The 26,378-nt window shown below is 34.7% G+C and carries 22 protein-coding genes; 4 read left to right on the top strand and 18 right to left on the bottom strand.

Annotated features, from left to right (window positions below; genetic code table 11):
- Positions 1 to 21 precede the first annotated feature (21 nt).
- Complete coding sequence (locus tag NCCP28_RS07310) at positions 22 to 1,521, bottom strand: BglG family transcription antiterminator (RefSeq protein ID WP_248560739.1); 1,500 nt, start codon at positions 1,519 to 1,521, stop codon at positions 22 to 24.
- Positions 1,522 to 1,808: 287 nt separating this feature from the next.
- Between NCCP28_RS07310 and NCCP28_RS07305 the strand changes: the two genes are divergently transcribed.
- Positions 1,809 to 2,294, top strand: a complete 486-nt coding sequence (locus NCCP28_RS07305) for a GNAT family N-acetyltransferase (RefSeq protein ID WP_248560738.1) — start codon at positions 1,809 to 1,811, stop codon at positions 2,292 to 2,294.
- 100 nt (positions 2,295 to 2,394) lie between these two features.
- Here the strand turns inward: NCCP28_RS07305 and NCCP28_RS07300 are convergent, their stop codons facing one another.
- The 10 genes from NCCP28_RS07300 to NCCP28_RS07255 all read right to left on the bottom strand — a co-directional run bounded on the left by NCCP28_RS07300 (position 2,395) and on the right by NCCP28_RS07255 (position 13,770).
- Entirely contained in the window at positions 2,395 to 3,828 is a 1,434-nt protein-coding gene (locus NCCP28_RS07300) for a sugar porter family MFS transporter (protein ID WP_248560737.1), read from the bottom strand.
- Between the two features lie 308 nt (positions 3,829 to 4,136).
- Positions 4,137 to 5,303, bottom strand: a complete 1,167-nt coding sequence (locus NCCP28_RS07295) for a Gfo/Idh/MocA family protein (RefSeq protein ID WP_248560736.1) — start codon at positions 5,301 to 5,303, stop codon at positions 4,137 to 4,139.
- Positions 5,304 to 5,338: 35 nt separating this feature from the next.
- Positions 5,339 to 6,262, bottom strand: coding sequence for a sugar phosphate isomerase/epimerase family protein (locus tag NCCP28_RS07290; protein ID WP_248560735.1), 924 nt, complete (start codon positions 6,260 to 6,262; stop codon positions 5,339 to 5,341).
- Positions 6,263 to 6,777: 515 nt separating this feature from the next.
- Positions 6,778 to 7,635, bottom strand: a complete 858-nt coding sequence (locus NCCP28_RS07285; protein WP_248560734.1) for an AraC family transcriptional regulator — start codon at positions 7,633 to 7,635, stop codon at positions 6,778 to 6,780.
- Positions 7,636 to 8,183: 548 nt separating this feature from the next.
- On the bottom strand, positions 8,184 to 8,786 hold the full coding sequence (locus tag NCCP28_RS07280; protein ID WP_248560733.1) for an AmiS/UreI family transporter: 603 nt from the start codon (positions 8,784 to 8,786) through the stop codon (positions 8,184 to 8,186).
- A gap of 158 nt (positions 8,787 to 8,944) precedes the next feature.
- A complete protein-coding gene (locus NCCP28_RS07275; RefSeq protein ID WP_248560732.1) occupies positions 8,945 to 10,123 on the bottom strand; it encodes a NupC/NupG family nucleoside CNT transporter in 1,179 nt (392 codons plus the stop codon).
- A 19-nt stretch (positions 10,124 to 10,142) separates the two neighbouring features.
- Positions 10,143 to 10,541, bottom strand: a complete 399-nt coding sequence (locus NCCP28_RS07270; RefSeq protein WP_248560731.1) for a cytidine deaminase — start codon at positions 10,539 to 10,541, stop codon at positions 10,143 to 10,145.
- A gap of 58 nt (positions 10,542 to 10,599) precedes the next feature.
- Positions 10,600 to 11,274 carry a deoxyribose-phosphate aldolase gene (gene deoC / locus NCCP28_RS07265; RefSeq protein WP_248560730.1) on the bottom strand — a complete coding sequence of 225 codons (675 nt, stop codon included), beginning with the start codon at positions 11,272 to 11,274 and terminating at the stop codon, positions 10,600 to 10,602.
- Between the two features lie 21 nt (positions 11,275 to 11,295).
- Positions 11,296 to 12,597, bottom strand: a complete 1,302-nt coding sequence (locus NCCP28_RS07260; RefSeq protein ID WP_248560729.1) for a pyrimidine-nucleoside phosphorylase — start codon at positions 12,595 to 12,597, stop codon at positions 11,296 to 11,298.
- Positions 12,598 to 12,819: 222 nt separating this feature from the next.
- Entirely contained in the window at positions 12,820 to 13,770 is a 951-nt protein-coding gene (locus NCCP28_RS07255) for a DNA-binding transcriptional repressor DeoR (RefSeq protein ID WP_375709374.1), read from the bottom strand.
- Between the two features lie 390 nt (positions 13,771 to 14,160).
- Here NCCP28_RS07255 and NCCP28_RS07250 point away from each other — a divergent pair, with 390 nt between their 5' ends.
- Positions 14,161 to 14,334 carry a hypothetical protein gene (locus NCCP28_RS07250; protein ID WP_248560728.1) on the top strand — a complete coding sequence of 58 codons (174 nt, stop codon included), beginning with the start codon at positions 14,161 to 14,163 and terminating at the stop codon, positions 14,332 to 14,334.
- Here the strand turns inward: NCCP28_RS07250 and NCCP28_RS07245 are convergent.
- The 5 genes from NCCP28_RS07245 to NCCP28_RS07225 form a co-directional block, all read right to left on the bottom strand.
- Positions 14,309 to 15,391, bottom strand: coding sequence for a Gfo/Idh/MocA family protein (locus NCCP28_RS07245; protein WP_248560727.1), 1,083 nt, complete (start codon positions 15,389 to 15,391; stop codon positions 14,309 to 14,311). The genes NCCP28_RS07250 and NCCP28_RS07245 overlap by 26 nt on opposite strands.
- 32 nt (positions 15,392 to 15,423) lie before the next feature.
- A complete protein-coding gene (locus NCCP28_RS07240; protein ID WP_248560726.1) occupies positions 15,424 to 16,053 on the bottom strand; it encodes a YesL family protein in 630 nt (209 codons plus the stop codon).
- Positions 16,054 to 16,141: 88 nt separating this feature from the next.
- Positions 16,142 to 17,680: a type 2 periplasmic-binding domain-containing protein gene (locus NCCP28_RS07235; protein WP_248560725.1), complete on the bottom strand. Its 1,539-nt coding sequence runs from the start codon at positions 17,678 to 17,680 to the stop codon at positions 16,142 to 16,144.
- A 17-nt stretch (positions 17,681 to 17,697) separates the two neighbouring features.
- Complete coding sequence (locus NCCP28_RS07230) at positions 17,698 to 18,618, bottom strand: carbohydrate ABC transporter permease (RefSeq protein WP_248560724.1); 921 nt, start codon at positions 18,616 to 18,618, stop codon at positions 17,698 to 17,700.
- 15 nt (positions 18,619 to 18,633) lie between these two features.
- The gene (locus NCCP28_RS07225) at positions 18,634 to 19,554 is read right to left on the bottom strand and encodes an ABC transporter permease (protein ID WP_248561120.1); all 921 of its coding nucleotides are present in this window, start codon (positions 19,552 to 19,554) and stop codon (positions 18,634 to 18,636) included.
- 352 nt (positions 19,555 to 19,906) lie between these two features.
- Between NCCP28_RS07225 and NCCP28_RS07220 the strand changes: the two genes are divergently transcribed.
- Together NCCP28_RS07220 and NCCP28_RS07215 are read left to right on the top strand one after the other, a co-directional pair.
- Positions 19,907 to 21,613 carry a sensor histidine kinase gene (locus NCCP28_RS07220; protein WP_248560723.1) on the top strand — a complete coding sequence of 569 codons (1,707 nt, stop codon included), beginning with the start codon at positions 19,907 to 19,909 and terminating at the stop codon, positions 21,611 to 21,613.
- A 5-nt stretch (positions 21,614 to 21,618) separates the two neighbouring features.
- Complete coding sequence (locus tag NCCP28_RS07215; RefSeq protein WP_248560722.1) at positions 21,619 to 23,250, top strand: response regulator transcription factor; 1,632 nt, start codon at positions 21,619 to 21,621, stop codon at positions 23,248 to 23,250.
- Between the two features lie 191 nt (positions 23,251 to 23,441).
- Here NCCP28_RS07215 and NCCP28_RS07210 read toward each other — a convergent pair whose 3' ends face one another.
- Together NCCP28_RS07210 and NCCP28_RS07205 are read right to left on the bottom strand one after the other, a co-directional pair.
- Positions 23,442 to 24,278 carry an STAS domain-containing protein gene (locus tag NCCP28_RS07210; RefSeq protein WP_248560721.1) on the bottom strand — a complete coding sequence of 279 codons (837 nt, stop codon included), beginning with the start codon at positions 24,276 to 24,278 and terminating at the stop codon, positions 23,442 to 23,444.
- Positions 24,279 to 24,585: 307 nt separating this feature from the next.
- Positions 24,586 to 26,304 (bottom strand): ABC transporter ATP-binding protein, encoded by a 1,719-nt coding sequence (locus NCCP28_RS07205; RefSeq protein WP_248560720.1) that lies wholly within the window; start codon positions 26,302 to 26,304, stop codon positions 24,586 to 24,588.
- Positions 26,305 to 26,378: the final 74 nt, after the last annotated feature.

The raw sequence follows: 26,378 nt of genomic DNA, 5'->3' as shown, positions 1-26,378 counted from the left end.
TCTCCCTGCCTTTCCTAATCATTATTCTGATATAATCACCTGTTGTTGGTAGTAATTTTTTATAAATTGATTAATCTTATACTTGTCTTCTTCATTTAAAATAGGACTGACAAGAATAGTCGGTTTATCGATAATGCTGTGCTTTTTGACTGTTGATATAACAAGTTCGACTTCATCATAGTCGCTTTTTTTAATTCGCTGTTGTGCAATAATTTTCCTTATAAGAATATTCGGAAAGTTCTTTTTGATTTTTTCGCTTAATAAGTGAGATGTCCCTATTCCGCTTGTACACTCAATTAATATAGGGATTTTATTCGCAAATCTTTCATCAAAGGAAATTTGAAAATACAATGTGATATAACCGATTTCTTCCTCTGTTACAAACTCATCATAGATTCCTTCTTTATTTAATTCTTCCGTGCAATATTTTACTAGATTAAATATATTGGCAAAATTAGATTTGATTGATTTTATGATAGGATTAATAATATAGATTTGATGGTTTAATCGATAAACCATGGAGTGAAGGTGCAGCGTCAATTGCTCTGTTAATTCTTTATCTTCTATAAACTGATAGCCGCTTTTTTTTGCTACTTTTTGAATTAACTGCGCTGCCAGCATCTTGACTTGCTTATTCATGATTTTTTCTGTATCCTGATTAAGCAAAAATCGAGAATTAAGTTTATAGGCTTTTAAAATATAATATAGATGATAAATTTCTGTTTTCTTTAATGAAATGGAGTAACGCAATTCTAAGCTTTCAACCAAATTTTTCGTCATTGGATAAATAGCGGAGTTTTCATTTATTTCTTCATATATCTTTTCCTCTTTTGGCACATGCTGAATATTGTTCGTATGCTTTTCTATAATAGAAAGGAGCGAACAGAATAAAGTTAAATAGTATGGCTGGTCCAAAAGCAAATCATGTTCCACTTGGATATGATGCAAAAGTTCTTTTATTTCACTTAATTTTGCATTTATCACTCTAATATCCTTAATGGAATCAGGTATATCATATTGGCTGAAAGGATCTCCTGTTTGTGTCAAATAGCTTTCAATAATGACAGACATTAGCCGATAGATGGCAAGCTGATCTCCTTCTATAAATGTGCCATCATTTTTCCTCGATAAATGCAAGCTGAATGGGCTGATTTTTTTTTCTATATGCTTAAAATCATTTATAATAGAGCTTTGACTAACGAAGTATCTATCTGCTATTTTCTGGATGGATGTTTTATTTGGTGCAATAGAAAGGAGAAATAATAATAAATTTAGCCGTCGTTCTTCTGGATGATCAAATTGGGACTCATTCCACCTACTTTCCTCATAAAATTCAAGGAGATATCCAAAGTTTTCTTTTTTTCTGATTTTATACTCAGCAGGGTTGGTTTCTATTATCTCTTGGATGTCTCGGTAAATTGTTTTTTTCGAAACAGACAGCTTTTCAGCCAATTCAGAAGCGGTCACATAACGCCTCTTTTTCTGCAGCATTTCGACGATTTTATATTGGCGCTCATTCAAAAACTGTATTCACCTCATTTCTATCCTTTCTATGACCTTATCTTATCAACTTGAAAACGGATACACAATTACAATTTTAAGCTGAATTTTATGTCCCTATTAATGTAGGCTAAATTAAAACTGCTTTATTGTAGTGGCATAACCGCTTAAAACAACTAATAATCTTCATAGGTATTATCTGTCCATATATTTTATATAGGCAATATTTATGAAATACTAGATACATATCACTCTTAGATTATCTATTAATCTTTAGATACCCTTTTCTAAATGGAGGAATAATCAATATGCTAAAAATACGCAATGCAACCATAAACGATTTATCTGCTGTTGTAAAAATTGAACATCTTTGTTTTTCAAAAGAAGAAGCTGCAACGAAGGAGTCCACAGAAAAACGCATTCGGTTAATTCCGGATAGTTATTTCGTAGCCGAGGAGGATGGTATAATAGCAGGCCTCATTAATGGACCGGTTATAAAAACAAAATTTATTACAGATGATTTATTTACGAATATTCAAGAAAACCCAGCAGCTGGCTGCCATCAAAGCATTTTGGGATTAGCCGTAGATCCCCATCATCAAAAAAGAGGAATCGCAGCAAGCTTGCTTCAGCATCTTGAAAAAGAAGCAGCTGCAAAAAAACGGGAAACCATCACACTGACATGCACAGAGAATTTAATCTCCTTTTATGAAAAGCATGGATATTGCAACAATGGTGTCTCAAGCTCTGAACATGGAGGGATGATCTGGTATAATATGAGCAAAAAATTATAGAAATAAAAAAAGGGAGCCTTCCTCTAATGTTCAAAACATTGTAGAAACGCTTCCTGTTTTATTATCCAGTACAATGGACATCATTAATAAATTGGATGCTTTATTGCGATTTAACAATTAAATCCTTTGAAGAATCTTTATCGAATTGTGTCCGAAAATGATCTTCTAACTCCTCAAGTGTACGTCCATTTGTTTCCGGCATAAACTTGTAGACGAAGCCGATTCCTAATACTCCTAAAACGACAAAGGCAAAAAATGTTGCAGCTAAACCTACAGAGCTTAGCAATATCGGAAACACAAAACCAATAATAGAGTTCACAATCCATAAGAAAAATATACTGATTCCAGATCCAAGCCCTCTTAATCTTTGTGGAAATATTTCTGCAACGACTAGCCATGTGACTGGTCCAACACATCCCTGCATAAAGGCAAGAAACAGCACGGTCAAAGAAAGAACAACATATGGCAATGCAGCAGATCCATCAAGTACAATTGAAAATACAGCAATAAGCAAAAGCGCTGTTGTTGTTCCAGATAAACCCACAATTAACATCGGACGGCGATTTACCTTGCCTACCAGCCAAATTCCGAATATAACAGCAATAAGTGAAATAAGTCCATTCGCGATATTAGCGATTAATGCTGCTTTTGTTCCGAAACCAGACTCTTGAAGAATTTGAGTACCATAATACATAATAGAATTGACACCCGTAATTTGATTTACAACGGCAACCCCAATCCCAATCAGCAAGATGCGGCGCAGCCACGGAGTTGAAAAATCTTTGAAAGAAGCCTTCTCCACTTCTAAATCTTTTTCTACCGCTATTTTGATTTCATTAAATTCATCCTTGGCTCTTTTTTCATCGCGTATTTGTTTCAAAACATCAAAAGCTTCATTCCTTTTTCCTTTTGCAATCAGCCATCTTGGACTTTCTGGAACAAAGAGCATACTAATAAAAAGAATAAGAGCTGGAATTGCACATAAAAATAGCATATACCGCCAAACATGGCCAGTATCAGCCATTGTAACACCAAGAATAGCATTAAAAACATATGCTAACAGTTGCCCGCCAACAATCATCAATTCATTTTGTGTTACCATTCGGCCCCTTTTCTCATGTGGTGCCATCTCTGCTAAAAAGGCTGGAACCATTGATGATGCTCCACCAACAGCAAGCCCAAGCAAAAAACGAAAAACAGCCATTAATAAAACATTTGATGCAAATGTTGTTCCAAGTGATGCTAGCAAAAACAAAAAGGATAGATTGAGAATCATCTTGCGGCGTCCATATTGGTCGGATAATTTACCGCCACACAGTGCTCCAACGGCCGCTCCCAATAGAAGAATACTTGTAACAAGTCCTTCTGTAACCGGTGTTAAATTTAATTGGTCAGGTTTTGACATAAAAGGTAGAGCCCCATTTATAACACCCGTGTCATACCCAAAAAGAAGTCCACCGAAAGTTGCAGAAATCATAATAATTTGTAAATATCTATTATGATTTCTAGTTTTCTTTATAACTTGATTACTCATAATTATCCCCCTTAAGCGTCCATCTTTCACTTCTAAACAGCAGACTTATTTATAGGATTTTCAGCTATAGAACATGGAATGGCAACGGTTTCATTTTTGTTCATAAAAGGAAATTAAAGTCTATAATTCTAATCTTTTTTGCTTTTCTGCCACTAACAAGTGTGTGTTTTAATACCGAGCATTTACGGGCTAATTTCTGTCCACCTAGATTTCTCATTTTCTCCTATAATCTGAAAGCGGGAGTCAAAAGCCCGTTAATGCATGATAGATTTTTCCAAGTCCTCATCCGGCCAAACATTTAATAGTATTTATTGATATTCAACCCAGACAGCACCATTATCGGCAGAGCGTACACAATTCTCAACCCAGCGGACTCCTTCCACTCCCGCTTGAATTCCCGGGTACCAAACATCTTCTAGCGATTCTCCCCGATCTGCAGCATTCATCGCTTTTGCAAAACGAGTATACAGATTAGACCATGCTTCAAATAATCCTTCTGGATGCCCTCCGCCTATACGATCATCTGCAAGCGCTCCCGAATAAAGATAATCCATGCCACGATCTAAAATCTTTGCCGGCTGCCCCTGCACTTCATATTTTAATTGGTTAGGATGTTCATCCCACCATTCAATGCTGGCTTTTGAACCGATAATACGAATCATTTGCCCATGCATAGAACCAGCATTCACACAAGAAGACCACACTGTCCCAACAGCACCGCTATCATATTCCATAATGGTAAATGCATTGTCCTCTAGAGGTGCTCTGCTCTTGACAAAACTCTGGCGGGAACACATTAATTTGTTGATTTTTAAGTTTGGCAATATAGCCTCTGACAAATACAGTGGATGTGTTCCTAAATCACCTAAAACATAACTTGGTCCTGCAACTTTTGGATCCACTCTCCACTTCGTACTTGCATTATTTTCCTCTACATTCGAAGAGTGGAAGCCATGTGCAAACTGCATATTTACAATGCGCACTTCTCCTATCTCTCCACTTTCAACCATTTTGCGAGCTTGTTCAATCATTTGGTGTCCTGCATAACCATATGTAATGCCCACTACCAAATTTTTCGCTTTTGCTAGCTCTTCTAGCTCCATTGCTTCTTTAGTCGTAAAACAAAGAGGCTTTTCACACACTACATGCAGTCCAGCATTTAAGGCTGCTTTCGTAATCTCATAATGTGTTCCATTTGGAGTTGCAATGGAAACAGCTTGAATTCCATCTTCGCGCATTGCTTCTTCTGCAAACATTGCTTTATAGTCAGGATAGCAGCGTTCTGCATCAACATATAAATTTACGCCAAAATCTTGTCCTCGTTCTGGATCTATATCAAAAGCTCCTGCAACCAATTCAAAATTATAATCCCGCAGTGCAGATGAACGGTGTATGTAGCCAATTTGGCTTCCACGTCCGCCGCCTACCATCGCCCAGCGTATTGGTTTTTCTATATTTCTTTCTCCATTGATCATCTTTCAGCTCTCCCTAACCCGAAGTATTTTTATCGTTAATATCCAACATTTTTTAAATAGTCAACACTTTGTTTTACATCATGCAAGCTAGTATCACAATTTCTTGGGTCACGCTCCTGCTCAATCGTGATATATCCATGATAATTTATCTCTTTTAACAATTGATGAATCGAATTATAATCAATAATTCCTTGACCGATTGGGCACATTACCCCTTTAGCACAAGCATCAAAAAAGCGAATTTTTTCATTCATTACTTGATTGTATATATCGATGTCAATATCCTTAAAATGAATATAATCTAGGCGATCGGAGTAATCTCTAAGCCACTGTACCGGATCCATTTGAGAATAATATAAATGGCCTGTATCCAAGCAAAGGCCTGCTGTTTCATATGGAATATCTTCTAAAAGTTTTTTGATTTCATCTTCAAATTCAATATATCCCCCAGCATGTGGATGAATTACTGGCCTTACTCCAAACTTGCTCCAAGCCCGTTCTGAAAGAATGCGAATATGTTTCATCATATTATTCCAATCTTTTTCAGGTAATCTTTTTGCTCGATTAGAATGACCCGCATTGTAATCTCTTTCATCATGCCCCCAATCAATAATAACCAAATAAGGCGGCGAAAATCTTGTCCCTTTTTCTATTGAGGAAGTAGGAAGATTTGTTACTAATGAACAAATATCATCGACTTGATATAATAAACTTTCTAAATTACTTTCAGATACTAAATCATCAAAAATGGTTCCCGCAATTATACTCAAATCATTTTTAGAGAGCTCTGCTTGTACTCTCTGAATATCCATAGGTATATATCCATATGGCCCTAATTCAATCCCTTTATAGCCAGCTTGAGATGCCTCCTGCAATACTTGCTCCCATGGCGGCAGAAAAGGATTTTTCGGATTATCGACACCCCAGCAGCAGGGGGCTCCTGAAATTTTAATACTCATTTGAAACACCTCCAAAACTTATATTTTCATTATAAAGAACGCCTTTGTAAAACGCTTTCATAAAATTGTTTGATTTAAACCCTTTTTTATCTATATAAAACAAAAACTTTCACATTCTTGTTTTTTTAATCATAAAATCCACATTATATAAGCAAAACATGCAAACATTTTAACCAAAAATACTATATATTAGGTCAACTTCGCTCAAAGGCTATTTTTACATCCATGATTATTTGTCTATATACATCATGCAATCTCACTAGTGGATATCGACTTCAGGCAATTTGTTTACCTGAGAAGAGCCAGGGCATTTTTTCCTGCCGGTCTTTCTTTGCCCCTTGCAGGAACCAGGAGCTTTCCGCTTCTATCCACTAATTTGCTGTAAACAAAAAAATTTACGAACAGAGCCAGTTAAAAAACTACTATAAATAGCTCACATTAAAAGATAAATAAATGAATAGGCAGTTGTTTCTCAAGTTTGATGTTTATAAAAAGCTCATTCACTTTACTATAAATCACTCATTTTCAGTCCAAAAATGACGATACTTTTTTGGAGACATACCGACTGTTTTAGAAAAGAGTGTCGCAAAGTAACTCATATTATCATAGCCAACCAAACCAGCAATCTTTGTAATACTGTCGTTTGTATTGATAAGCAATGACTGTGCTTCTCCAATTCGGCGCCGAATAATATATTGAATAGGAGAAAAGCCAGTATACTTCTTAAAAACATGGACTAGATAATATGTACTTATATGGAATTGTCGAGAAAGCAACTGTAAAGTAATATCCTCCCGATAATGTTTATCAATATAAGATTTAATTTCATTTAATAATACTGATTCTTCTGTTTTTGGCAACAAGACGTTCTCCTGTGGAACTTGCAAAATAAGCGCCAGCATTGCACAAATCAAATAACTGCAAACTTCCTCCGCCCCAGGTCTTTTCCCCGTAACTTGTGCATACATCATTTCTAACAATGATTCAATATTTGAAGCATACTCTCCACTATGCAAAACATAGGATTGTTCTTTTGAAACCAAATGATTTCTTGGCAATCCAGCTAGCTTAACATCGGTAATTCCACAGCAATAAACACTCATATTCGAATTAGTATTACTGTATTCATCATGAAGGACACCATTGTTATATATTAAAATATCATTCTTTTGTATTTGATAATGCTGATCGCCAATCATATTGCTGCCCTTTCCCTCTTTGATAAAAATAATTTCCAGCATATCATTATGACTATGCATTGCTCGAGGAAACTTTGTATGAGTATCATCAACATCACAAATATAAAGCAATTTAGGTATGAAATCACTTTCAATTCTAGGAGTTAAATCTTTATTAACAAAATACTGAGTCACTGCTTTATCCCTCCATTAGCTTTAATAACCTTTTAAAGGAACCGATTGGTTTTACAATATGATTTTTAAATCATATAAAATAACCTGTTAACTACACTCTATATGATGGATAATACAAGTGCAATCGCTTTTCCATTCTGAATAATCTTCTTCATACTTGCAAAACAAAGCTAAGAATAAGCCGAAAATTTTGGAATATTTATAAAATTAGAACCCTGATTAAGAAAATTGTTAAGCAACTAATAAGATATAAAAAGGTTCCCTAAATGTGATGGTATACGGAGTAGAAATAGCCATAACTATTTGAGATAGGAGTCTTGCTGCCCTGACCCTGAGCTTATTTATTAGCGAACCAGACTTAAATATCCATTATGAAAAAGCCTGCAGCTTAGTTGTATCAAGCTGCAGGCTTTTGGTTGTTCCTATTGTCATTAAGAAAATAGTAGGAGATTAAGCTAAAATTGTTAATTAAAGGGGCACTTTCATAAGGGAATTCCTTCTCTTTTCCTTAATAAGGGAAATGAATTCAATTCGAAGATTCTTACATTTTAATGCGCCTTTTCTTGCCGAACAAAAAACATTCGATAAGCTATGCAGAAAAAATATAAAATAGTTAAAACAAGCACAACATTCCATATATCAGATATACTTTTCCAGACTCCTGTCAAAGAAAATAAAGCAGGCATCGTCAAAGTTACCCAAGACTGCACAACGGCGACTGTCCCCACGAATTTTGAAACATCTTTTTTGCTTGTGTTAAGCACAAAAAACAAAAACCATAAAAAGGACCAAAGCACCCATGTAAGAGCATTGGTTACATCCTGGTAATGGACAAGAGAAACAGTTACATACACAAGAGCGATAATCGATACCCATAATGAATAATATCCAAGTCCTGTTCCCTTCATGCCTTTTAATACTGTCATGCCAACATATATATAGGTAAAACCAAACAAGAATATAGCAGTTTTGTCAAATAGCACCCAGTTGCTTTGATCAGAAGTGATAATTAAATAAAACGGGGCGATTACTTGAAAAACCCCTACAAATAAATTATATATGGCGACATTTTTGTCATCCGCTTTCCCTAGCAGCATCAGCCCATTTAAAAACAGTGCTGCTCCAGAGAGCAATAGTCCAATTTGATCCATTTTTTATAGAGAAAAGCTTTAAACTTTTCTCCCCTCCTTTATTATCTATTCCATTAAAGAATATACATTGTATTGATTGCTTTACAGTTAGACAGAAAAAGCAATTTCACTATTGCTTAGAGAAATTGCTTTTTCTTTTGGTGATTACCCATCTAATCTTATAGGATAAAGCTCACAACAATCGCCGACAGTACACTTACAAGCGTTGCGCCATACAACAATCGAAGTCCAAATCGAGCAACTGTATTTCCTTGTTTTTCATGGAGACTTTTTACCGCTCCTGCAATAATTCCAATTGAAGAGAAGTTTGCAAATGACACTAAAAACACAGATACAATACCAACTGTTTTTGGACTTAGCGTCGAAGCAATATCTGATAAACTCATCATTGCTACAAATTCATTTGTAACAAGTTTTGTTGCCATAATTCCACCTGCTGTTATAATTTCTGAAGCAGGAATTCCCATAATAAAAGCAATTGGAGAGAATAAATAGCCAAGAATATGTTGGAAGGAAAGGCCGAATATCATTTCAAATAAGCCATCAATAGCTGCCATAAGAGCAACAAAACCAATCAGCATCGCTCCAACGATAACGGCAACTTTAAATCCGTCCATAATATATTCGCCCAACATTTCAAAAAAGGTTTGCTTTTCTTCTTGCACTACTAAAATATCCTCTTCATCAGGAACTGTGTATGGATTAATGATAGAAGCAATAATAAATCCGCCAAATAAGTTAATAACAATAGCTGTTACAACATATTTTGGCTCAATCATTGTCATATATGCTCCAACAATAGACATGGATATAGTAGACATCGCCGATGCACAGAGCGTATACAGACGATTAGGAGGCAATTTGCCCAATTGTTTTTTAACCGTAATAAACACTTCTGATTGACCTACAATAGCAGAAGCTACTGCATTGTAGGATTCAAGTTTCCCCATTCCATTGATTTTGCTGAGAACAAGCCCAATCCACTTCATAATAAATGGAAGTATCTTAAAGTGCTGCAAGATCCCAATTAGCACGGAAATAAATACAATCGGCAGCAACACATTTAAGAAAAACGGCGCCTCTCCTTTATTCGCCAGTCCTCCAAATACAAAAGCAACTCCTTCATTCGCGAATTCCAGCAGTTTTCCAAAAACACTTGCAATCCCATTAATAATGACAAAACCAAACTTAGTATTAAGTAATAGTGCTGATAATAAGAGCTGAATGACAACCATTATTGCAATTGGCTTATATTTGATTTTTTTACGGTTATTACTTGCAAGATATGCAAGCCCAAAGACAACAAGCAACCCTAAGATGCCGATTAAATATGTCATAGTCTCCTCCGTCGCTTTCTTATTTTTGTAAATCTTTTGATGAAAAATGACCTGGCAATAGTTCAGAGATAGTCGTCATAACAAAATCCCCTTTGATATTTGCCAAAATAATTTGCGTATCTTTCCCGCAAAACTCTGACAACACTTGCCTGCACGCACCGCATGGAGAGATTGGTCCATCTGTATCGCCAACCACAGCAATCGCCAAAAAGTGCTTGTCCCCTTCTGAAACCGCTTTAAAAATTGCTGTTCTTTCTGCACAATTTGTCAATCCATAGGAAGCATTTTCAATATTGCACCCACGATATATTTTATGATCAGCTGTTAGAAGTGCCGCTCCGACAGTAAATTTGGAATAGGGAACATAGGCCTGTTTGCTTGCTAAAATAGCTTCTTCTATTAATTGTTTTGGATCCACTATTGATCATTCCTTTTTAACACAGGCAAGCCAGAAGGCTCACCTGCTTCTTTATTTATTAATAATCCGAATCGCTTTTTTCGCCCTTGGCGATCGATACGCCAGAGCTTGCGCCAATACGAGTTGCACCAGCTTCTACCATAGCCTTTGCATCTTCTAAACCTCTTACTCCTCCAGAAGCTTTTACCCCAATTTCAGGTCCAACTGTTTTTCTCATAAGTGCTATATCTTCTGCCGTTGCTCCGCCTGTGGAAAAACCAGTTGATGTTTTGACAAAGTCAGCTCCTGCTTCTACTGCAAGCTCTGAAACTTTCACTTTTTCTTCTTCTGTTAATAATGCTGTTTCAATAATCACTTTTACTAATGCTTTATCTTTTGCAGCATCCACAACTGCTTTAATGTCATTTAATACCAAATCATAATTTTTGTCTTTTAAAGCTCCTATGTTGATAACCATGTCTACTTCATCTGCGCCATTATTTATAGCATTTGTTGTCTCAAATGCCTTCACTTCAGAAGTTGACGCACCAAGAGGAAAACCGATGACTGTACAAACTTTTACTTCAGGAGCATCTTTTAACAGCTCTGCTGCTGTTTTTACCCAAGTCGGGTTAACACAGACTGAAGCAAATGAATATTGGATTGCTTCCTGTGCCAACACAGTAATCTGTTCTAGTGTTGCGTCTGCTTTTAATAATGTATGATCAATAATATTTGTAATGTTTTTGCTCATTTTACCCACCCTAACTATTTTCTAATGAATTTCTTTATAAACTAATGTCGGAGCTTTCACTTTTTCTGCCACTGTTTTATAAGAATCGTATACCATGCCTATTACTTCTTGTACGTCTTCTCTATTGCTGTGAATTGTTGCAAGAGCATCGCCTTTTTTCACTTCGTCTCCCACTTTTTTATTCAGCATAATGCCAACTGCTAAATCAATGATAGAGTCTTTCGTTTCACGGCCTGCTCCTAGCTTCATTGCAGCTACACCTATATTTTCTGCAATTATCTCAGAAATATAGCCGTCTTCTTTTGCAAGAACTTGAATTTTATGCGCAGCATCTGGCAATTTAGATGGATCATCAACAACAGATGCATCTCCTCCTTGCGCTGCTAGGAATATTTTAAATGTTTCAAGCGCCTTGCCATTTTCAATTACTTCTTCCAGCATGTTGCGTGCCTCTTCTAGAGTTTCCGCTTTTTCTGCAAGAACAACCATATGGCTTCCAAGCGTTAAACAAAGTTCTGTTAAATCTTTAGGACCTTTACCATTTAATGTATCAATTGCTTCTTTTATTTCAAGGGCATTGCCTACCGCAAAACCTAAAGGCTGGCTCATATCCGAAATGATCGCTTTTGTATTTCGGCCTACTCCTTTGCCGATTTCCACCATTGCTTTTGCCAGTTCTTCCGCGTCTTCTAATTTTTTCATAAAAGCGCCATTTCCTGTTTTAACATCTAAACAAATGGCATCAGCACCAGCTGCAATCTTTTTACTCATAATAGAACTTGCAATAAGCGGAATGGAATCTACTGTTGCTGTTACATCGCGAAGAGCATACAGCTTTTTGTCTGCCGGCGTTAAATCACCGCTTTGACCTATTACTGCAATTTTATTTGTGTTCACAAGACGAATAAATTCCTCGTTGGTTATTTCAACATGAAAACCAGGGACAGCTTCAAGTTTATCAATCGTCCCCCCCGTATGACCTAAACCGCGGCCGGACATTTTGGCAACTGCAACGCCTAAAGATGCTACTAATGGTCCTAATACCAGCGTCGTTGTATCGCCTACACCGCCTGTACTATGCTTATCCACCTTGATTCCTTCAATTTTTGATAAATCAATTTGATCTCCAGAATTAACCATAGCTTCGGTCAAATGCACGCGCTCTTTTTGTGTCATTCCTTGAAAATAGATGGCCATCGCAAATGCTGACATTTGGTAGTCAGGCAAATCTCCATTTGTATAAGCAGTAATGATAAAATCAATTTCTTCTTTATTTAATATTTGTCCATTGCGTTTTTTTTCAATTAAGTCAACCATTCTCATAATGTTTTCCTCCTACAAATATATGGATACTAACATTCAATTAAACGCTTTCAAAACTACCTCCTTACTATAAATCATTTTTGAACAAATGTAAACAGTAGTTTTTACATTTGTTCAAAAATATTATCTAAAAAACAAAAAAAGACTTCCGCTTCTGCGTAGTCTCTCACTTTTTGTCTATTTTATTTATTTTCTCTCATTTAGATGAAAAACTTTTTGCAGCTACTCCTGTTTATCTAATAAAAACCTTGCTGTATACTGGTCCGTTACTAGCACATTCGCTATTTTCCCTTTTAATGCCCCATAAATGCTGTCAATTTTCTGATTTCCGCCTGCAACTAACACGGAATATTCTTTCTTTTTCAGTTCGGCTAAATCTAAACCTAATGTTCGATCATCCAAACTTTCATTGCAAATTTGTCCATCCTTATCAAAAAATCTTGAACAAATGTCACCAACCGCATTTGCTGAAATCATGTTCATATCTTCCTCTGAAAAATACCCCAGCTGAAACAGCAGGGAATCTTGTTTAATGGGACCTGTTGTAAACACAGCAATATTTGCTTTTTTTCCTAAATCTAAAATATGTTTAATATGGCGATCTGTCTCCATCGCTTTTTTCACCACAATATGGTCAACAATTACAGGAAGAGGCAAATGCATCGGCGGCGTATTATAGGCTTTCCCAAATAAATACATAATTTCTGACGCATAGGTGCTCTTTTCCGAATGGCTTACCCCACCTTTGAGCTGAACTACTTGTACATCATTTACATATTTTTGCTTTAAATCAATCGCTACCTGGTATAAAGTCGTTCCCCATGTAACGCCGATAATATCCCCATCCTTTACAATTTCATGAAGATATTCTGCTGCTGCAACACCTAAATGACTTTTAATAATATGGCTTTCATATTGAGGAACTGAGGCGACAATAGCTTTTTTTAAATTGAATTTTTGTTCAAGCTCATTTGACAGTTCCTCGCTATTAATGGAAGAATCTACAATATTAATTTGCACAATGCCTTCCTCTTTTGCCCTCTGCAGCAGCCGAGAAACTGTAGGTCGTGATATGCCAAGCTTTTTCGCAATTTCACTTTGATTGTAATCCAGGATATAATACATTTTTGCTGCTTCTACTATCTGGTTGAATTTCTCTTTGTCCAACTCCACACGAAGTTCTCCCTTCCCCTTTGAAACCCTTCTCTTTTATATCATCAACACTTATGCTTATATTTTACCCTTTATATGAACAAAATTTCAATAAGATGTCGAAATAATAAAAAAAATACTCTTTATTCAAAATTAGGAACTCATTAAAATCGCAGGCAATTATCCTACTTAATAATGAATGGAGATGTGAAGGAAGCAATTCGATGTGACGAAAAAGCATTACATGCAGAAGTTATTTTCTAAATTCTTTGGCGAAATGCCAGTGAACTCAGAATTTCTCTTGCCAGATGATGCAAAAAATCTTGTCTTACACGCAATCTTAAATGTTGGCGAAACAAAATTCAGCTTTCCGGTATCTTCCCTGATCCGTCTCATCAGAATGGAAGTCAAATGACAATTTGCATTGCAACAGACGATGCAGACAAAGTAAAACAATATTTGCGCATTACAAGAAGAAGGCCAAGTAAACTTGCCGCTGTACGCTATAAATCCTTTCTGATAACTACTTGTATTTTGCAGAAAGATGCTTTTAAGCATACTATTTCTCTAAAATCAATTCATTAACTTTCACCATATGGCCCTTTTCTGCAGAATATATAATGCAGTCAATGATTCTTTGATTTTTATATCCATCATAAAAAGTTGGCATATCATCGCTTTCCTTATTTAATATTAGTTCAGCAAAATCACTTAAAAGCGTCTTATTATATATATCTGGCACTCTTTCTGTTTTCAAAACTGGCTTCGCTTCCAATTTACTGTTAACAATAATATCAAGTTCATTAGGACGCTCGATATTCACATGCAATGTGCCTAAATCTCCATATAATGTTACTTCATGCTGATTCGCTGATCCAATTGCATTTCTTGTGGTGACAAAATTCCCAACAACCTCATTTTCAAGAATAGCTTGAAAGCTTGTAAAATCATCAACATCAACCAGTTTCTCTTCCCCAGTGATAAGATCTATCCTTTTTTCAATAAAGGTCTTCATCAATGCAGAAATGGAATGGAACTCTCCTACAAAAAAACGTGCACTATCAATCATGTGAGCTCCCAAATCTCCTAATGCACCTGTACCAGCAACCTCTTTATTAAAACGCCACAAATAAGGAACGTTAAATAAAGGAGCTCCAAATGATTGTTGATATCGTACATCAATATGACGGATTCGGCCTATTGTATTTTCTTCTAACAACTTTTTGGCATATTGAAAAGATGGTGTGTAACGATGTATGAACCCTATCATGCAGGGAATTGGATTTTGTTTGTATAATCGATTCAAATTCTCTGCTTCTGCAAAATTTAATGTAAATGGTTTTTCGGCCATAATAGGTTTTCGATGTAAAATGCATAATTCTATGATCTTAGCATGCAAGTTATTTGGAACAACCGAGATAATGGCATTAACATTGGGAGAAGCAATTATATCTTCTATATTATTGAAGCGTTTATCCTGACTAATGCCCTCTTGATCACCGATTTTATTTAGAAGTTCTTGATTAATATCGCAAATCGCCCCAAGTTGAAGGGAATCTATTCTAGAAATATTTCGTAGATGTTCATTTGCCATCCCACCAAGACCAATTACCCCAACAGTTACTATATTATTGCTAATCATCTAGTCACTCCTCGTTTCAGCACATTTTTTCTTTAAACTCTAACCTCATATTTTGAAAAAGCTTTTCTTAAAATATATGAATTAATAAAAGCAAATAATGCAAATCCCCCAAATGTTCCAATATATAAGCCTGAAAGAAATCCAATGGATGAAGATAATATAAAAATAACTGGACTTAAGTTAACAAGTAATAATAATAAAAGATAAGGCAAATTAAAAAATCCTATTAATAAAGAATTTAAAAATGTTTTCTTAATAGTGTCCTCATATCTAGCCATATACGGAAAAATAAAAAGGAAACTGCCAAGATAAACAAACCCAAAAATTATTAACATGCTTGCGAAAAATATCTTAGAAACTCCACTGAGACTTCCCGAAAGAAATGCATTTGCAAGAAGTAAAAATCCGGCGGCAGACATAATGAACCAAACAATAGTACTTTGAGTAAAGTTCTTTTTAAAAGATACGATAAAACTCTTAACAATATGCTTATCTTCATCTTTTACCATTTTGATCAAAACAGAATATAAAGCAGTCATAGAAGCACCAATAGTTATGATAGGAATACAAAAGAGCAAAAATAAAAAATTTAAGATAACTAAATCTACTGCTCTTGATAAAATTTTATAAAGCGGACTTTCCAAATTAAATAGTTGACCCATGTTTTACCACCTATTTCCATTTAGAATAAAGACAAAAGTCGGCTACATAATAAAAGTAAACCGACTGTCATTTGTAATTTAAAATAAATTATTTAAGGTTTTTTTGATATCTATCAAATGCTTTGTTCTGAATTTCCATATATTCGTCATACCCCATTTTCTTTAATTGAGAAATATAGGAATCCCACTCTTTTGTAGCTCCACCTTCAACAACCCATTTGGATTGCGTTGATTGCACATATGAAGTAATATCCACGCTTAATGTATTTAAACGATTCATCTCTTCTGCTGTATAAACAACATTTGGAAATTGTTCTTTTACATACTTATTAATTTGTTTGTCTAATTCAAGCTTTAAACCATCTCCACCATTAGTTGGAAGGGTTACTTTTTCATTAAACCCTTCTCCGATATATTTAGGGCCAAAATCACGGAAGGAGTTCGTCCATGCAAATATATCTGCTGATTCCCCTTTAGGAGCATCTAACACTTTGTATTTTCCGTCTTCTCCTTTTTCAACCCCAACACCGAAAGAGCCGTAGAAAGTTTGGATACTAGCATCTTCTGTGTAGAATTTATCTGCCCATTTTAATAATTTAGCAGGATCCTTCGCTTTTGTTGTAATCATAAACTCATTTCTAGCATAAACTGGTGCATCAGTCATTACATACCTTTGTCCATCTGGACCTTTAAGCGCAGGCAGTTGAACATACTCTGCTGAATTTGGTCCAAATGTGGCATCTGGTGTCCAACCACTAGATACTCCCACCAATGAACCTTCTTCGCTTTTCCGTTTTGCTTCAGCCATAGACTCATCTTGTGTAAATACCTCTTGATCAATCAGCCCTTCTGCATACGCTTTATGCATCCATTCAATGCCTTCTCTATAAGCATCTTCTGTTGCCATAAAACTCGGCTTTCCATCTTTTACTGTCATAGAAGTTGAATACGCTCCTTTAGGCAAACCAAATGGCAAGATATAGCTCAAAACATCGCCTTGGTAAGCAATTTCATCATTAGCGTCTCCGTTTCCATTTGCATCTTTCTCTTTAAATGCTTTTAAAACGTTATAAAATTCTTCATGCGTATCCGGCACAGAAAGACCCAAATTATCCAGCCATTCTTTATTAATGAACAATGAATTTCCTGCAGTTGGTCTTAATGGCAGTTTCTTTGGCAAACTATAAATATGTCCATCTGGAGATGTAACCATAGCACGTAAAGTAGGATCCGCTTCAAATGCAGCTTTTAAATTAGGCATATTTTTTTCAATCAAATCTTCTAGTGGAATAAACAAGCCTGAGTTCTTAGCTACATCGGCATCCCCTAGAGCCAAAGAGCCCCAAAATGCATCTGGCAAATCGCCACCAGCCATTAATAACGATTTTTTATCTCCCCATTCACTATTTAGATACGTATCCCAATCTACTGAAATTCCTGCTTCTTTTTCAGTCTCTTCCACAAATCCTTTTAGAAAGTCATCTCCCCAATCGGACCAACGAACTGTCGCTATTTTATAGGAACCATCTTCTTTAGATGTCGAAGTGGCTGAATCCTTACTGCAGCCAACCATTAAACTAGCTGCTAATGCACAACTCAATAATATATTAACTTTTTTCTTCATCATCCAGCTTTCCCCCTATACTATTCTTTAATAGAACCAACCATAACACCTTGATTAAAATACTTTTGCAAAAATGGATATAAACACATAATTGGCAGAGTAGAAACGACAATCGCTGCATATTTCATCATCTCTGATAATCTCCTTAATTCCGATGCCAGTTCTCCTGATGCTGTTCCAAGAAGCGACTCATTCGAGATCAAAATTCTTCGCAGCACTAATTGAAGCGGTTGCAAATTTTCATTTGAAATATAAATCATCGCATCAAACCAAGAGTTCCATATCCCTACTGCAGTCCAAAGTCCAATGACAGCAAGAATAGCTTTTGACAATGGCAACACCATCGTTAGGAAATATCTGAATGTGCCACAGCCATCAATTTGAGCCGCTTCCCATAAAGTCTCAGGAATACTCGATTTAAAGAAGGTTCTTGCGATAATAATGTTGAAAGCTGAAACAGCAAACGGTAATACCAATACCCAAAATGTATCTAATAAGCCAAAATTCTTTATTACTAAATATGTTGGTATTAATCCACCACTTACGAACATTGGAATAATGTAAAAGATCGAAATCCACTTTCTTCCAAACAACTCTTGCCTTGATAATGCATAACCTGCTGGTATATTTACAAATAAAGCAATAATGGTTCCAACAACCGTATAGATTATTGTGTTTAAATATCCTCGCCAAATGATATCTTGTTTCATCAATTCCATATATCCATCTAACTTCCACTCTTGTGGCCAAAACCACACTTTTCCGTTGGAGACATCAGCTGGATTACTAAATGAAGCGATAATGATAAACCATAGTGGATAAACAATCATCAATATCATTACAATTGCTATGCCATAGACGGCCATATCAAAAATTCGGTCTTTCCAACTTTTTTTCATCCTAGATTTTTTCGTGAACTTATTTTTCATAGAAAGTTCCATATCCCTCACTCCTTTCTATAACAAGCTTGTTTTCGTAAGTTTTTTAGACATCCAATTGACTAAAAGCAAGATAACTATATTGACAACTGTATTGAATAAGCCAATTGCTGTTGATAAACTGTATTGAAAATTTTGCATCCCTATTTTATACACATATGTTGAAATAACTTCACTTCCAGCTAAGTTTAAAGGATTTTGAAGTAAAAGGACTTTTTCAAACCCTACACTTAACATACTGCCTGCTCGTAATATCAATAAAATCATGGCAGTAGGCAAAAGCAGTGGTAAATCGATATGAAGAATTTTTTGCATTTTACTCGCGCCATCCATAGTAGCCGCTTCATAAAAGGTTGGATTAATTGCTGATAAAGCTGCTAAATAGATGATGCTGTCCCAGCCAATATGCTGCCATATATCGCTCCAAACATAGATGCTGCTAAAAAATGTTGATTTGGATAAAACGTTTGGCATTTCAATTCCAATTAATCCTAAAAAATTAGCTATCAATCCATTGCTAGGTGACAAGAAAATCAAAATCATTCCACACATAACCATTGTAGAAATGAAATGCGGCAAATAGGTTGTTACCTGAAAAACCTTTTTAAACATGCCAATACGCATTTGGTTACAAAGTATTGCTAATGCAATCGGCAATGGAAATCCTACCAAAATACTATATAAACTGATATTTAACGTATTCTTTATCGTTAGATTAAATTGATAGGAATGAAAATATTGAATAAAATGCTTTAATCCAACCCAGGGGCTATTCCATATCCCTAAAACAGGCGAATAATCTTTGAATGCAATAATCAGCCCATACATAGGCAAGTATGTAAAACAAATTAACAATATTATAGAAGGAAGTAGCAAAAGATATAATGGCCCACTTTTCTGTAGCTTTTTCATTGTTTTAGATGCTTTTCTTTTGGTCATTACGACTGATGAACTTGAAATATTTTGAGAAATAACTTTATTTTCCAATTTTCTCCCTCCTTTAATTGATAAATTCACGAATTTTCTAACGTATTAATTAAGTAGTTTTACCTCCTCCTCTATTGGATAGTTTCATTATATGGTAGCGCATTCATTTATAAATAGTAGTAAACGGTTTAAAAATTTATACTATTCCGTACAAATACATGATTTCTCTAAATTACTCTATATAAAATAGCACTATTCAGTCCTTATCTCCCTTTTCAATCGCTTTCTTGACGTTATTTTGCTAGAAAATGCAAACGTATTCTGTATAATGAAAAGGAAGGTAAGTATAGGAGTTGAAAAAGCATTGAAGCTGCATATTGGAAAAAATTCCTCCCATTCCGTTAATTATTATTCAAAAGTTCTATTTATCATTTTAATTTCTATATTACTTATCAATATCTTAGTTAGTTTCTTTACTATTTCTATTACTAGGCAGCAAAGTATTGATTACATTACTAATACAATTAATCTCTATTTAAAGGATACTCAGCAAAAACTTAATGCTGTCGACCATTTTATGATATGGACTGTTAAACATGAACCATTGATTAAGAATATTGAAGACGCCCAAGATATGGCACAGTTACCCAAAAGCATTAGTGATTTCAGATCAAGAGTGAATGATTTTCAATACTCAACAGGGAAGGAATACCAGTTTTTTTTATCACTAAAAAAAGAGAACTACTTTTTTAATAGTTCTTCCATCCGAATGAAGTATTCTGAATATCTTAAAATAAAGGAATTCTACTTATCAGGAAATGCATATCCAAATAGCTATGAGAATCTGTATACTTGGCAACCCCTTAAAGTTAACAATAAATTCTATTTATCTCACAAATTAGATTATGAAAATAGAATGTTTATTTGTTTGATTTCTATAGATGATATTCTTTTGCCTTTAAAAGACATCAATTTGGGTTCTAATGGTGAAATAATTATAAAAAGTGATGAGTACGGTTTTCTTTCTAGCTCCAATCAAGTCCATTCATTTAAAAAGAAAGGATTTAATCATTTTTTTAGAAGCAGCCTTGTATTTAAAGGAGAAAACACTTCTCTACCATTTTCTTTACATGTATCTGTAGACCATTTTAGCGCTTTTGGAAAAGTCGTTATTGCTCAATTTGCTCTTATAGCTGCGACAATTATGATAAGTATCATTTTATTTCTGATTCTGCTCTATATAAAAAACAGAGTGATATCCCCCATTCAAGTTTTTTCAAAAAATCTCTCTGATATCAATAGAAATAATGAAACAATCGATTTTGAAAGCAGCAGCATTATCGAGCTTGAACAAGCTAATGAACAATTCAGGGGTTTGATAAAGGAAATAAAAAAATTAAAAGTCAATATTTACGAGCAAGAATTTGAAAAAAAACAAATACAAATGGATTTTATGAAACTTCAGATTAAACCACACTTTTATTTAAATTGTTTAACAACCATTTATAGCATGGCGCAAATGAAAATGGATAAAGAAATAAAAGAAATGGCATTATCAACATCTAAATATTTTAGATACTTATTTCAAACAAATCAAAACTTTGTAAAGCTAGAAAAGGAATTAAACCATGTTAATGATTATCTAGCCATACAGCAATTAGTGCATGGACCTGCATTTCTTTTTGAAAAATTTATTGAACAGGATATTGAAAAAGCGAAGATTCCACCTTTAGTGCTGCAAACATTTATAGAAAATACCATTAAATATTCCGTTTCTTTAGATGAAGAAGCGAGAATTTCCTTAAGAATTTTTTCAATTGATATAGATAACAAAAAATACATGAAAATCATGATAAATGATAGCGGCCCAGGATTTCCTTCTGATGTATTAGATAAACTTCAGAACAATATTCCTGTAACAGATAAAAAGGGAAATCATATTGGAATCAATAATGTAATTCAAAGGCTTCGACTTTTATATGACGGAGAATTTTTCATAGAGTTTTCAAACGGCCCATCTGGCGGCGCTTTTATTAATCTAATGATGCCATATCATATATATGAGGAGTGAATAGCTTGAATATATTGATTGTTGACGATGATCGATTTGTCGTTTCAGCTTTAGAACAAAAAATAGATTGGAATTCTTTAGGAATCCAACAAATTTATACCGCTTACAATATTCGTCAAGCGAAAAAAATATTTAGTGAAAATACAATTCATATTCTCCTATCCGATATAGAAATGCCACAAGGCAGCGGTCTTGAGCTATTAGCGTGGATAAGGTCAGAGGGACTCCATATACAAGCGATCTATTTAACTAACTTTGCTGATTTTAACTACGCCCAAAAAGCTATCGAACTTCAAAGTTTTGACTATTATTTAAAACCAATTGAATTTGACAAACTCGAATTTATCATAAAAAAGGCAGTAAACAAAGTCAAAGTAAGTCAATTAAAAGAAAATGCTATTAAAGTCGGACAGTATTGGCAACATAACAAGGAAGAACTAGTAGAGCATTTTTGGCACAATTATTTAAAAAACAATGACACCTTATCTAGCGAGAAAATTCAAGAACAACTTAAAATCAAAAATATAGATTATTCTCTGCATGATTGTTTTTTGCCATTATTACTTGATCTTTTTCCATATAAATTAGTTGATAACAAGGAAATAATTTCAATATTTGATAAAGAAAATGACTTTCCAAACAAACTGAAATCTATCATTATAAACACTTTCCAAAACGATTCTATTCGTTTAGAGGGGATTCTAAAACCAAGCACCTATAAAGATAAGTATCTTGCCATTTTTAAATTAACAGACTGCAATTCTGAGCCATTTATAAAGTTTCTCTCTTCTTCTAACCAGTTAATCGCAGCTATTAACAGTCAATTAAATTGTGATGTTCAATGTGGTATAGGAATTTCAAGTACTTTGGATAAAATTCATGCTGCTGTAAAGGAACTTCAAGATAAGAAAAATGAAACAATAGATTTTCGAAACAAAACCTTTTGTTTTGAAGATTACAATGAAAATATCCCTAATTATGTGGAACCAAATCTCCAGCTACTGGAACATCGCCTCGAAACTGGCAATAGATTAAGTTTCACTAATAAGTGCTATCAATACCTTACAAACTTACTAGATAAAAATGCTTTAAATCATAATGTATTGTGTTGTTTTAGAGTAGATATAACTCAGTTAATCTATACGCATTTAAAGAAAAAAGAAATTCTTGCAAATAAATTATTCCAGGGGAAGATCAATGATTTATTATTGGAACAATCCTCTAGATCCATAGATGATTTAATGATTTACATTTCCTATTTAGTGGATGTTTCTCTCGACTATATGGAATTTACTAACTCACAGAAATCTGTTGTCAATACGATTCGTGATTATATTGATCAAAATTATCACGAAAATATCACACGAACTAGTTTAGCCCAAATTGTATATCTCAGCCCAGATTATATTGCGAGATTTTTTAAAAAAGAAACTGGAATATCACTTGGCCATTACATTATCACCAAAAGAGTGGACATCGCAAAAGACCTGCTTGCTAATACAAATTTTCCTGTTCATATTATTTCTGATAAAGTAGGTTATGAAAATTATTCCTATTTTACGAAGCTTTTTAAAAAAGAAACAAATTATACTCCAATCGAATTTCGAAAAAAGTTCTATTCAAAAAATGAAAACTAATGGAAATATTTTTTCTAGCGATGGGCTTTTTCTCTTCTCCACTAAAGGTTAAATTTCCGTTTCTTAACATGGAACAAGTAGATTCATTACATTTTTTTATGTTTTCCACAAAAAAATCCCTTCTGCTTGACAATAGAAGATTTTCTATATTGCCAAACAGAAGGAATTATCCGCCAAATGATAAGATGTGTTTATTTCTGCAATTTTGATAAAGCTACTTTTAAGCTCTTCATAAATGTTAGCTCTCTCAAATCTAAACCAAGACTGACAATTGTTTGAGCTATTTCTGGTCGAATGCCTGTAAATATAGTTTCTACTCCTAGCAGTCTTAATGCATTAATAATTTTAAGCAATTCATTAGCGACCATAGTATCAACAATCATTACCCCAGATATATCGATAATTAAATTGTTGATCCCCAATTCTTTTGATTTAGCGAGCGCCTCTTCCATTAACAGCTTTGCTCTTTCTGTATCAATATCGCCAACTAAAGGCAGAATAGCTATTGTATCTGTAAGTGGAACCACTGGAACGGATAATTCAAGAAAAGACCTGCGAGTATTATTAAAAGTCTCCGAATAAGAATCAACATATGCTAAGCTAAAACTATGGACAGCGTGATCTAATAGAGGATCAATAATTCCCCCCACTTCAAACACTATATCTAAAGACATATGATGCTCCATCACTTCTTCCTTAATAACTTTCCAAATAGACCTTCTATAATAAGATGCATCTTGTAAAGCTTCATTAAGGGGCACACCTTGAGCACAAAAAGCAGCTCCAGTTTCTTTTCCCCATTTTGAAAACTTATCAACTCCTCCATCTTTTTCTGGTCTATTTTTCAAAGCTTCTCCAAACAACTCTATAAAATTAGCACGGATATTAATGATTTCATTTTCTACTTTTTTTAATTCCCGGAGATCTTCTTCTCTTACTCCCTCTAATCTCTCTTCATGAACTACTCTAGCAATTTCATATTTCTTTTTTACTATCGCTTCTCCTAGATAGGATAATTCAGCTTTCATACTCTCCTCCAGTAATGCATTCCGTATTTTTTAATAGATAAATATTTATTATCATTATACATGCAGAAGGATTATACTAAAAGTAAATTGAACCTCTCTATCATCTCCGATTAAATAAATGGAAATGGAAATGGAAAACGATATTCTAAGTATTTTTCGCAGCTCAACCTCTGCTCCAACTAACTTGCCAGCCTAAAAACCTCTTTCATTCCGTACAAATATAATATAGTTGTTGAAAAACGGATCGATCAATACAAATTCATTATAAATGAAACATTTTTTATTATTTCTATGAACATTCATTCTATTAATCCATTTGAAACTGTGCATGATGAAGTCTGCTGTATGTTCCCCCAACTTCAATCAGCTCTTTATGTGTTCCCTGTTCTTTTATGCCTTCTTCTGTTACAACTAAAATTCGATCAGCATTTTTAATCGTAGCCAGACGATGAGCAATCACTAGTGTAGTTCTCCCCTGTGACAATTCATTTAATGCTGTCTGAATTGCTGCTTCTGTTTCTGTATCTAAAGCAGATGTAGCTTCATCGAGAATAAGAATTGGCGGATTTTTCAAAAACATCCGAGCGATAGAAACTCTCTGCTTTTGGCCTCCTGATAATTTGACGCCACGTTCACCAATTAATGTATCTAATCCCTCTGGAAGATTGAGGATAATTTCTTCTATCTGTGCCCGTCTAGCTGCATTCCAAATTTCCTCTTCTGTTGCATTAAGTTTTCCGTAAGCGATATTTTCACGAATTGTTCCATCGAAAAGGAACACATCTTGCTGTACAATTCCAATATGCTGGCGCAAGGAGGTAAGGGACATCTCTTTAATATTGATGCCGTCAATCTCAATGCTGCCTGATTCACTATCATAAAATCTAGGAAGCAGACTGCAAATCGTCGTTTTTCCAGCTCCTGATGGACCAACGAGGGCAATTGTTTCTCCTCTATTGACAAAAAAACTAACTTTATTTAAAACTTTGCCTTTTCCTTCGTAGCCGAATATTACATTTTTGTATTCAATATCACCCTTGATATGTTCTACTTCAATAGCATCATGTTCATCTTTTTCATCAGGAGCAGTGTTAAGCAGCTCCAAATAACGGCGGAACCCAGCTATTCCCTTTGGATATGTTTCAATAACAGAATTAATTTGCTGTATCGGTGTAAGAAATACATTCGAAAGAAGCACAAAGGCCATAAATTCGCCAAATGTCATCTGTCCGTCAATCACAAACCAAGTGCCGCAACCTAGTACGAATAGAGAAACAACTTTCATCAGCAAATGGCTAATCGATGAGTTCCATGCCATTACCTTATAAGTAACAAGCTTTGTTTTGCGGAATCGTCCATTATTTATCGCAAAGTGTTCCATCTCATGATTTTCATTAGCAAATGCTTTTACAACGCGAATACCGCTGACATTATTTTCAACTCTTGCATTAAAATCAGCAATATCTACAAACATTTGACTGAAGGCACGTGACATTTTTCTGCTAAAGTAGATGGATAAACAGATTAAAAATGGAATAATAATGAACGTCAGCACAGCAAGCTTCCAATTAATCGATAACATTAAACCAAAAGCTCCTGTCAGAGTCATCACCGCAATAAATAGATCTTCAGGACCATGATGGGCAATTTCTCCAATATCCATTAAATCATTGGTCATTCGGGAAACCAGATGACCTGTTTTGTTATTGTCAAAAAATCGAAAAGACAGCTTTTGAACATGATCAAATAACCTTTTTCTCATATCTGTCTCAATATTGATTCCTAGCATATGCCCCCAATAGGTAACAACAAAATGAAGAAAAGCTGTTAACGCATAAATCCCCAACAAACCTACACATGCCCATATGATGAGCATCCAGTTGCCCATTGGCAATAAGTCATCGACTACTTTATTAATTGCTAAGGGAAAGGCAAGCTCCAATAAGGCAGCTAAAATGGCACAAGTAAAATCAACGGTAAATAACCACTTATACGGTCGGTAATAAGAAAAAAACTGTTTTAACATTTTTATTAAAATTCCCCTCCTTTTTGCTTATCGGTCTCTTAAACAGACAAGCAAATATAAAAAGTGCTTCCATT

Source organism: Niallia sp. NCCP-28 (assembly GCF_023168165.1).
Lineage (GTDB): Bacteria > Bacillota > Bacilli > Bacillales > Cytobacillaceae > Niallia.
Note: the sequence above shows the minus strand (reverse complement) of the source record. Positions and strands in the feature narration are given on the sequence as shown.